The sequence below is a fragment of the Haliscomenobacter sp. genome (assembly GCF_033763495.1).
In the GTDB taxonomy this organism is placed as follows: Bacteria; Bacteroidota; Bacteroidia; order Chitinophagales; family Saprospiraceae; genus Haliscomenobacter.
This window is the reverse complement of sequence record NZ_JANRKL010000184.1, coordinates 48,245-58,040: the sequence shown is the minus strand read 5'-3', so window position 1 is coordinate 58,040 and position 9,796 is coordinate 48,245. Positions and strand designations below refer to the sequence as shown.

Below are 9,796 nucleotides of genomic sequence, written 5' to 3'. Positions count from 1 at the left end.
AGAGACTTAAATATCATCGTACTTGCGTTTTATAACCTAGTATAACAAGATTGTATAAACTGTCATTTTTCAGTCAGCGCAAAGATATAATTAGCTATATCTTTTTAACAAACTTTTAAGGAAAGACGTAGTTATTTAGATTATCTCTAAATAAATATAAGCTTACCTTATTTATACCGATACTTCAGCTTTAATGGCTGGGTATGGGTTGTAGTCACTGAGAAAAAAATCACTGTATTGAAAATCAAATATTTCACTCACTTCTGGGTTCAGTTTCATGGTGGGAAGGGGTCGTGGTTCGCGGGAAAGTTGAAGCTGGGCTTGCTCAAGGTGATTGAGGTACAGGTGGGCATCGCCAAATGAATGAATAAATTCACCGGGCTGCAGGCCACATACTTGTGCCATCATCAGGGTAAGCAAGGCATAGGAAGCAATATTGAAAGGAACGCCGAGGAATACATCGGCAGAACGTTGATACAACTGACAAGAAAGTTTACCATCTGCCACATAGAACTGAAACAGGGCATGACAGGGGGGTAAACCCGATTTGACCATCACTGGAATATCCTTAGGATTCCAGGCCGACACCAACAGGCGCCGAGAATCCGGGTTGTGCCGGATGTCGTTTACAACTTGTACAATTTGATCCACACCTTCAAAGTTGCGCCATTGTTGACCATAGACTGGCCCCAGGTTTCCCCATTGGGCCGCAAAGTCATCTTCGGTTTTGATGCGCTCCACGAATGTGCCCAGCTTGTCTTTCCAGGCCAGGCTGTATTTTTCGGTGGCCAGTTCAGGATGATTGTTTTGCAACCAAAACTGAAAGGGCCATTCATTCCAAATGGCTACACCATTTTGCACGAGGTATTGGATGTTGGTATCCCCTTTGAGGAACCACAACAACTCGTGGATAATGGATTTGACGTGTACTTTCTTCGTGGTGATAAGTGGGAATCCCTGATTGAGGTCAAACCTCATTTGATAACCAAAAACACTGATGGTGCCTGTTCCCGTACGGTCATGCTTGCGTACTCCATTTTCCAGGATGTGCTGAAGCAGTGTATGGTACTGCTGCATATCGGTGTTTTTGTTTATTCTTGTTTGGATGGCGAAAGGTAAAAAGGATTAATGAAAAAACCGTCATGCTTTTGCAGGAATTTGCGGCAATGCAATGATTTTTTTCAATGTGATTGCGGATTTTCACCATTGCTTGGTTCCCTTTGTAGTGGGGCAAAAATAAATGTTCATTTTTCCTGAGCCAGAGGATTAGATAAAACACTTAAATTGAACCGTTTACTTATCTAATCCTCTGGCAAAATGAACATTTATTTTTTTATCGCCCCTTTGTGTTGATTCTGTAATTATTAGGAGTTGAGCTTGAACAAAAACTCTTCCTGCTTATTTTTGTTGCTTGCACAGAACCTAACATACCATCTCTAAATACGCTTCTATGAGTTACTCCAGCCTGCGCGCTTGTGTAAATGACCTGGAAAAACACGGCCAACTGCTCCGCATCAAAAAAGAAGTGGATCCGAATCTGGAAATGGCTGAAATCCACCGCCGCGTTTTTGACGAAGCGGGCCCGGCGATTTTATTTGAAAAAGTAAAAGGCAGCCCTTTTCAGGCAGTGAGTAATATATATGGTACCTATGAACGAACGGACTTCATTTTTCGGCATACCCTGGAGAAAGTCAAACGGGTGATTGAACTCAAAGCCGATCCAGCTAATTTTTTCAAAACACCTACTCGGTACTTAGGCGCTCCTTTCACTGCTCTGAGTGCCTTACCCATGCGCAGCATCGGTAAGGCCCCCGTACAATGGGGCGAAACGACCATTGACCAACTCCCCTTGATCAAATCCTGGCCAATGGATGGCGGTGCTTTTGTGACCATGCCCCAGGTTTTCAGTTTGCCCCCAGGCTCCAAAAACATCATGCAATCCAATCTGGGGATGTACCGCATTCAATTGGACGGCAATGACTACGTCACCAACAAAGAAATTGGTCTGCATTACCAATTGCACCGAGGCATCGGGGTACACCACACCTTATACAATGAGACCGAAGAAGATTTTAAATGCTCCATCTTTATAGGGGGGCCACCTTCGCACGCTTTTTCGGCGATCATGCCTTTGCCGGAAGGTTTATCTGAGCTGACTTTTGCGGGCATGCTGGCTGGACGGCGCTTTCGTTATACCTGGCAAGATGGTTATGTGTTGTCCAGTGATGCTGATTTTGTAATTACGGGTACCATCCGTAAGGGAGAGAAAAAACCGGAAGGACCATTTGGTGACCACCTGGGCTATTACAGCCTCACCCACGATTTCCCGGTGATGGATGTACACAAAGTGTATTACCGCAAGGATCCACTCTGGCATTTCAGCGTAGTGGGTCGCCCGCCGATGGAGGACAGCAGTTTTGGGTACCTGATCCACAAAATTGTCAAACTACTTACACCGCAGGAATTCCCGGGGATCAAACAAATCCACGCGGTGGATGCAGCTGGGGTACACCCCTTGTTGTTGGCCATTGGGCAAGAGCGTTACATGCCTTTCCGCGAGCGGGTACCGGAGGAGATTTTGACTCAGGCCAACCACATTCTGGGCTCGGGGCAAACCAGTTTGGCAAAATTCCTGGTCATTGCGGCTGCCGATGATGATCCAAATTTGGATTGCCATGATATTGCAGATTTTTTCCGCCACGTGCTGGAGCGTATTGATTGGACGCGAGACCTGCATTTTTATACCAAAACCACCATTGATACGCTGGATTATTCTGGGTCAGGCTGGAATGCGGGCTCAAAAGTGGTGATGGCTTGCCGGGGAGAAAAGCGCCGGGAACTGGCCACTACCCTACCCTCCTCAGCTTTTAATTTGCCAACGGGGTTTAGTGGGCCACAGGTGGCTTTGCCGGGGGTACTGGCGATGAGTGGGCCAACGTTTAGCAGCAATGAGGCATATGCAGATGTTCAGGTTCTGGCCGATGCTCTAAAAGGGCAGGCTGGGCTGGAAGGATTTCCGCTGATTGTTTTGTGTGACGATCCACAGTTTTTGGCGGCTACCTTGAATAATTTCTTGTGGGTTACATTCACTCGTGCCAATCCTTCACATGATCTACATGGGGTGGATGCTTTTGTGGAGCACAAACATTGGGGGTGTCGAGGGCCGCTAATTGTGGATGCGCGGAAGAAGCCGCACCATGCGCCGGAGTTGGTGGCGCCGGAGTTTGGATGGAAATTAGAGGATTGGAAGTGAAATCTTGCGGTTTAATTTCCAACAAAAAAAACGCCTGCTCACACACATGTGAACAGGCGTTTTTTGATCTATTCAAGCTCAGACTAGAACACCTCCGCTGGAGCATCTTTCTCCAACTTCGATTCCAGTTTGATTTCTTTTTTCTCTTGTTTTTGACCCAATTCCTCTTGCTGGGCAGCATAGCGCTCGCCGAGGATTGGAGCAATAGCCAAACCAACCAGGCAGCTCAATTTGATGAGGATGTTCATGGATGGGCCGGATGTATCTTTGAAAGGGTCACCCACTGTGTCACCGATAACGGCAGCTTTGTGTGGCTCTGAACCTTTGTAGTACATTTGACCATCGATTTCTACCCCTTTTTCAAATGACTTCTTGGCGTTGTCCCAGGCACCACCAGCGTTGGACTGGAAGATGGCCCACATCACACCAGATACCGTTACACCAGCCATGTAACCACCCAATGCTTCTGGTCCCAGCAAGAAACCAATCACGATTGGGGTAACGATGGTGATCAAACCAGGAATGGTCATTTCGGCGATGGCGGCTTTGGTGGAGATGTCGACACAACGGCCATAGTCAGGTTTGCCCGTTCCTTCCATGATGCCAGGAATCTCGCGGAACTGGCGGCGTACTTCCTGTACCATCGACATGGCTGCACGGCCTACTGCACGCATCGCAAAAGCGGAGAATACCACCGGAATCATCCCACCGACAAACAAGGCGGCAAGTACATCTGCTTTGAAGATGTTGATCCCGTCAATTTTGGTGAAGGTCACATAAGCGGCAAACAAGCCCAAGGCAGTCAAAGCCGCTGAAGCAATTGCAAAACCCTTACCAATGGCCGCAGTGGTGTTACCTACTGCATCGAGGATATCGGTGCGCTCGCGTACTTCTTTGGGCAATTCGCTCATTTCGGCGATACCACCAGCGTTGTCGGCAATTGGTCCGAAAGCGTCAATCGCCAACTGCATAGCCGTAGTAGCCATCATGCCTGAAGCTGCCAATGCTACTCCGTAGAAACCAGCCAAAGAATAGGTAACAAAAATCGCTACTGCGAAAAGGATAACGGGCATTGCCGTAGAAAGCATACCCTGTGCCAAACCTTCGATGATGTTGGTAGCTGGACCAGTGGAAGAACGCTGAATGATGTCGTTCACCGGCTTTTTGCCCATGGCCGTATAGTACTCAGTAATCAGCGAAATCAAGCCACCTACGACCAGACCTACCAATACTGCAAAAAACACGTTGATGGAAGGTACCGATCTGATGCCTTCACCAAAATAGTTGATGTTTATGTCAGTAGGCAACATCCAGGTGATTACCGGATAACAAACCACCCCAGTGAGGATGATCGAGCCCCAGTTGCCCCGGTTGAGTGCGTTTTGAACGGTTTGAGCAGAAGCATTGCCTTCACCTACACGTACCAGCAAGCTACCCAACAGGGAGAAAATAATGCCTAGGCCCGCAATCAACATCGGCAACAAGATTGGGCCAATGCCACCAAATGCGTCAGCCAATACACTTGGGTTGTCGCCAATCAGGTAGTTGCCCAATACCATCGCTGCCAATACAGTGGCAACATATGAGCCAAAAAGGTCGGCACCCATACCTGCTACGTCGCCCACGTTGTCACCAACGTTGTCGGCAATGGTAGCCGGGTTGCGAGGGTCGTCTTCAGGAATTCCTGCTTCTACTTTACCTACGAGGTCGGCACCTACGTCAGCAGCTTTGGTATAAATACCGCCACCAACCCGGGCAAACAAGGCAATGGATTCCGCTCCCAGCGAAAAACCTGCCAACACTTCCAGGACTCGCTCCATGCTGATCACCGTATCCACGCTGTCGCCCATGGTTCCTCCCATAAAGAAGTTGTAGAAAAAGATGAAGAAAGCGCTCAAACCCAATACTGCCAAGCCTGCAACGCCCATCCCCATTACCGTACCTCCAGCAAAGGAAACTTTAAGGGCTTGTGCCAAACTTGTTTTTGCAGCCTGAGTGGTGCGAACGTTGGCCTTGGTTGCAATGCGCATACCAAAGAAACCCGCGAGCGCCGAAAAGCTTGCGCCAAAGATGAAGGCTACAAAGATCAACCAATGGGAGTTTTCAACCATTTGGGATTGAATCACCAATAATACACTGGCAATGACGGCAAAAATAGCCAGGCGGCTATATTCTGCCTTCAAGAATGCCATTGCTCCGGCAGCAATTGCCGCCGAAATTTCCTGCATTTTATCTCCACCCGCATCTTGCTTGCTTACCCAAGCGGATAAATAAGCCATATACAGCAAAGCCAAAATACCAAAACCTGGTAGTAAGTACACTAAGGATTCCATAGAAGTGTGCGATACTTTTGCGTGTTAAAATGTAAAACACCTAGCTGTTTGGAGCAGCTAACCGATTACGATAATTTCATAACCGCGCAAAGGTAGACTGAAAATTGTAACTTTTATAGTAGTGGTAGGGAATTATTGATGTAGGAAAATCTATATGGGAGGAAAGAACTGGATTCTGGTCCTCATTTTAGGGGATAAGCCCCCTTCTTTTTTATGGTTTTTGTAAAACCCTCCTTAGGGAGGTGTTTTGGGGGCTGGCTTTGCTTGAACTTTGTGGTATCAAATGAGTCGTAGGCTTACGACCCAGTTCACCAAAACCTTTTTAAACCTTATTAGACGCTTAAACCATGAAAAGCTTTTTCACCTTCGCCAAACTGGCCACTTTGATGTTGATTTTTACCATTGGTTTTACCCAGCAAGGACATGCGCAACGGTATTTGACGGAGAAAGTCCAGAAGGATTTGATTGTTGCTGAAGGGCTCAAAGTAGCACATACCTTTAGCAATGGAATCAAATTGGCTTATAATACAAAGGGAACCCAGGAATCGGTAGTGGCAGTAATGCCTGATGGAAAAACCATCTCCTCCTTGGGGAAAATTACAACGGGTGGGGACGTACTTACTCCTTATACCGTTACGGTGGACATTACCGCTTCAAATGGCTGTCGGATTAAAGGGAGTATGAAGTTGTTTGGGAAGAATCGGCATTTGGATGTGGATATTACTTGTCCGGAGAAATAGTTTTGGGGGTGTGGAGGTTCAAAGAATTGGGCCTCCACTTGTTTGGTATAAGTTCTTTTTTATTTGAATTTCCTTTCCATTTTAATCATGAACCCAAAAACCGAATGCCCGAAATTCAGGTTTAGTCCACCAGTTAAGGTGGTTAAATTTCTTGCGGTTTACCCGCCCGGCCTGACTCTGTATGGGGATAAAAGGGTTGTCGGTAGCATTGAACCCATCGTGCTCTGGAATAACCACCGCAATGTGCCCTGAATTGTTGGCAGACTTGTTCTCTGCACTAATTATGCCAACCTTTCCCTGATTGACTTGTGCCTGTAGTTCACGGGCATTGCTTAGTCTTTGCCAACCAAAATGATCTCCAAAATCGCCTAACCAATTATACAAGCCATTCGCATTCACTTCATAAACTGAATCACCATACTTCACTGAAACTTCCGTGCCTCCTAAAAGTTTGATGATGGCATTGTTGTTCCACCAAACCCGAGGCAAGTAAGCACCTGCCAAAGAGCAATAATCATAAGCGTAAATATTACAATAAGTATTCTGTCCTGGTTGATAGCGATCACTTTGGGTTACATCAAGCCAATCGACGATATCGAGGAGCGTCTGTTTTTGTAAAGCTACACTTTCATTCCGGTCTCTTTGAGGCATGTTGGTTTCACTGAGTGGATAAGCCCAAATTCCCCTTACACTCCGAAGTGCTTTGGGAGGTTGAAGGTGTACCCCTCCTATTTGGTCAAAAATTGGAAAAACCACAGAATCCTGTTCAGCCAGAAATGCGCCATTGACATATCCAACAAATAAGGCCCCATTAAGGATGGTACTTATTTCAAACCAATCAGGGTTTTGTGGTGCAACTCGAATTTTTGAAACAAGGTGCCCCTGTGGTAAAAGAGCAATACGATTGGTGGTAGTAACCTTGGGTTCGCTCCGCATGTTAAGGGCGGTTGCAGTTACAACAAATGTTGACATGTAGATTTAGTTTTATGATTAAAAAAACATTCTATTTAAACGAGGTTATGATACCAGCTATTGAAAAACCTACACCTGCACCTAGAATGGCGGTCAACCATTGTTTTTTCACTCGGTGCCTGGTTCCATCTTTGGCGATTTCCAAGGTATTGCTTAAGAGAGAATTAAGCTGCGTATTAGCCTGGCTAAGGTCTTCATTGAGTTTTTTATAATTGTTGACTCGATCCTCTTGAAGGCGAATTACTTTTTTTAACTCCAGTTCTTTCTCTTGTTGGATGCTATCCAAAGTCGAATAATGGTGACTTAACAATTGGCAATCATCCAATTGTGATTCGTACTGCAAAATGAGTTCGAAAAATGGATCTAAAACAGGTTTCTTGATGATACTAATTGGGTAGTTTTCAGCCAGTAATTTTTCTCCCAGTAATTTTAAGGCATCGGCATCACGTACTTCCAGATACACAATTGTATCGGCAGTTGAATCCAAATGAAGGTATACCTCCTTTTGGAACACTCCTTTGGGAAGCGATTGAGCTTGAGGGGTATTGATGGTAAGTATAAACAATAAGAAATACCCAATACCAATGGCAAGTTGGGTTTTTTGGTTAGTTTTCATGTCCATGTAATTTAGTCGTTTTTAAAAGAAAAAGTACTTTTTTTACTTTGTTCACTTAATTTACTTTTGGTAGTCACCAGCGCTTTTCTTTTGCGCTGGAGTTCATCCCGCAATCGATTGATTTCTGAACGCACGTTTAGCTCTTGCATGGCCAAAACATCGAGGACTTGATAAATGGAGTCGATGTGAGCGAGGGCTCTCTGCTCATTCTGGAGTGCGATTTTTCTTGACTCTTCTAATTTGCTCAAAAGTTCGTTTTGCTGTTTTTGGATTTCTTTGATTTCGGCCTTATCCTGGCGTTTTTTGGCCAATTCGCCGCCGAGGAAGCCGCCGAGGAGGAGAAGACCAAGGCCGAAAGAGATAATGGTAAGCAATGGTGAGTTGGGTGGTAGTGACATGTGGGGTGGTTTTAGTTTATACATGGGAGGCATCTGAATGCCTTTGATTCAAAATGTATCGCAATATAAATTTAATAGTGGAAAATAAACTTCACCTCATAATTCGTCCCTCTTTCTGAAATTCCTTTTTGATGCCTTCGTAGAGGTCATTAAAAATCAGTTTTTCCTCTCCCCGATCAAGCGCACGCAAGCAAGCGAATTGAACGACATTGATGATTTCGGCGCCGCTAAGCTCATACTTCTGCGCAAGCGCGTAAGGATTGATGTCGTTGGCGAGTTGTATTTTGGATGGGAATGCCTTTTTCCATAGGAGAACACGTTCATCCACACCAGGCATCGGAAAGTAGATGATGGATTGAAAGCGGCGACTGAAAGCCTCGTCAATATTGTTTTTGAAATTGGATGAAAGAATAACCAGTCCATCGTAGTGTTCTACCCGTTGTAGCAGGTAAGAAACTTCCTGGTTGGCGTATTTATCGTGAGCATCACGCACGCTGGTGCGTTTGCCAAAGAGGGCATCAGCCTCATCAAAAAAGAGAATCCAGTTTTTGTTTTCAGCTTTAGCAAAGAGGTTCGCAAGGTTTTTTTCGGTTTCACCGATAAACTTAGAGACGACCATGGAGAGGTCAATGCGGTACACCTCTTTGCCCGTTTTGTTCCCCAATAGTGAAGCGGTTAATGTTTTACCCGTGCCGGGTGGGCCATGAAACAAGGCTCGATAGCCGGGCTTAAGTTTCCCTTCCATTTCCCAGTCTTTCATTAATATTTTGCCATATTTTACCCAGATTTCGAGTTCATTGATTTGCTGCAGGGTGTCGGGATGAAGTACCAAATCTTCCCAGTCCATTTTCGTCTCCAAAAATTGTGCTGGAAAATTCAGGCTAAACTTGGGGCGTGCAACTTTACCAGTAGTGAACAAGTCGACGCATTCTTGAGAGAGGATGATACGGCCGCTCATGCAGGGTTCGCCTTCAGGCACTTCTTCAAGCCAAAGAATGTGCTTTTTGGCAAAGACATGGTCTTCGCTGAAAAGTTCATATACTTCCATGCGCTTTTTCATGTCATCACCTGCGAGCAGAAAAAGAGCGGTTTCACCGGTGGGTAGAAATCCACGGAAGTTTTTGCCGCGGGTGCCGCCGAGTTGGGGGAAGTCGCCGGATAGAGGGAGAGAACCTTTGATGACCCGGTCGTAGAAATCGGGTTGTAGGTGAGGAGCAATGGCAATACACAATAAAGTATTTTCTAGTTCTTTTAATGAATTTTCTTGGGCAAAAACAGGTATTTGAGCTGAAGTCTCAAACAAATCGGGAAAATACGCTTCTAGCTCCCTTGTAAAACCACCAGGTGTATCAAAATGCTGCTTGATGCGATCTCCGATAAATTTTGCTAATGGGTTGAGCGCACGAAAAGAAGGAGAATTAGTTTCCATATTGACTTGTTCTAATTTTTTATTCAGCCCAAAAAAGTCTAGTAATTTCTTTATT

Annotated in this window: 8 protein-coding genes; 2 read left to right on the top strand and 6 right to left on the bottom strand. The window is 45.5% G+C overall.

Features of this window, described 5'->3' with window-relative positions; translation table 11 throughout:
• Positions 1–171: 171 nt before the first annotated feature.
• Complete coding sequence (gene thyA, locus SFV55_RS20425) at positions 172–1,077, bottom strand: thymidylate synthase (RefSeq protein ID WP_320031403.1); 906 nt, start codon at positions 1,075–1,077, stop codon at positions 172–174.
• Positions 1,078–1,450: 373 nt separating this feature from the next.
• Between thyA and SFV55_RS20420 the strand changes: the two genes are divergently transcribed.
• On the top strand, positions 1,451–3,253 hold the full coding sequence (locus SFV55_RS20420; protein WP_320031402.1) for a UbiD family decarboxylase: 1,803 nt from the start codon (positions 1,451–1,453) through the stop codon (positions 3,251–3,253).
• 83 nt (positions 3,254–3,336) lie between these two features.
• Here SFV55_RS20420 and SFV55_RS20415 read toward each other — a convergent pair whose 3' ends face one another.
• Complete coding sequence (locus SFV55_RS20415; RefSeq protein ID WP_320031401.1) at positions 3,337–5,586, bottom strand: sodium-translocating pyrophosphatase; 2,250 nt, start codon at positions 5,584–5,586, stop codon at positions 3,337–3,339.
• A gap of 347 nt (positions 5,587–5,933) precedes the next feature.
• On the opposite strand from SFV55_RS20415, the gene SFV55_RS20410 reads away from it, so the two are divergent.
• A complete protein-coding gene (locus SFV55_RS20410) occupies positions 5,934–6,326 on the top strand; it encodes a hypothetical protein (protein WP_320031400.1) in 393 nt (130 codons plus the stop codon).
• An 81-nt stretch (positions 6,327–6,407) separates the two neighbouring features.
• Here the strand turns inward: SFV55_RS20410 and SFV55_RS20405 are convergent, their stop codons facing one another.
• The 4 genes from SFV55_RS20405 to SFV55_RS20390 form a co-directional block, all read right to left on the bottom strand.
• Complete coding sequence (locus SFV55_RS20405; RefSeq protein ID WP_320031399.1) at positions 6,408–7,298, bottom strand: hypothetical protein; 891 nt, start codon at positions 7,296–7,298, stop codon at positions 6,408–6,410.
• A 31-nt stretch (positions 7,299–7,329) separates the two neighbouring features.
• Positions 7,330–7,914: a hypothetical protein gene (locus tag SFV55_RS20400; protein ID WP_320031398.1), complete on the bottom strand. Its 585-nt coding sequence runs from the start codon at positions 7,912–7,914 to the stop codon at positions 7,330–7,332.
• A gap of 11 nt (positions 7,915–7,925) precedes the next feature.
• Positions 7,926–8,312 carry a hypothetical protein gene (locus SFV55_RS20395; RefSeq protein WP_320031397.1) on the bottom strand — a complete coding sequence of 129 codons (387 nt, stop codon included), beginning with the start codon at positions 8,310–8,312 and terminating at the stop codon, positions 7,926–7,928.
• Positions 8,313–8,403: 91 nt separating this feature from the next.
• The gene (locus SFV55_RS20390) at positions 8,404–9,741 is read right to left on the bottom strand and encodes an ATP-binding protein (protein WP_320031396.1); all 1,338 of its coding nucleotides are present in this window, start codon (positions 9,739–9,741) and stop codon (positions 8,404–8,406) included.
• Between the last annotated feature and the right edge of the window lie 55 nt (positions 9,742–9,796).

What these genes read in the sequence shown, in the direction of transcription:
- SFV55_RS20420 (WP_320031402.1), top strand. Translation starts at nt 1,451, where the DNA reads ATGAGTTACTCCAGCCTGCGCGCTTGTGTAAATGACCTGGAAAAACAC.
- SFV55_RS20410 (WP_320031400.1), top strand. Translation starts at nt 5,934, where the DNA reads ATGAAAAGCTTTTTCACCTTCGCCAAACTGGCCACTTTGATGTTGATT.
- SFV55_RS20415 (WP_320031401.1), bottom strand. Translation starts at nt 5,586, where the DNA reads ATGGAATCCTTAGTGTACTTACTACCAGGTTTTGGTATTTTGGCTTTG.
- SFV55_RS20405 (WP_320031399.1), bottom strand. Translation starts at nt 7,298, where the DNA reads ATGTCAACATTTGTTGTAACTGCAACCGCCCTTAACATGCGGAGCGAA.
- SFV55_RS20390 (WP_320031396.1), bottom strand. Translation starts at nt 9,741, where the DNA reads ATGGAAACTAATTCTCCTTCTTTTCGTGCGCTCAACCCATTAGCAAAA.
- SFV55_RS20400 (WP_320031398.1), bottom strand. Translation starts at nt 7,914, where the DNA reads ATGAAAACTAACCAAAAAACCCAACTTGCCATTGGTATTGGGTATTTC.
- SFV55_RS20395 (WP_320031397.1), bottom strand. Translation starts at nt 8,312, where the DNA reads ATGTCACTACCACCCAACTCACCATTGCTTACCATTATCTCTTTCGGC.
- thyA (WP_320031403.1), bottom strand. Translation starts at nt 1,077, where the DNA reads ATGCAGCAGTACCATACACTGCTTCAGCACATCCTGGAAAATGGAGTA.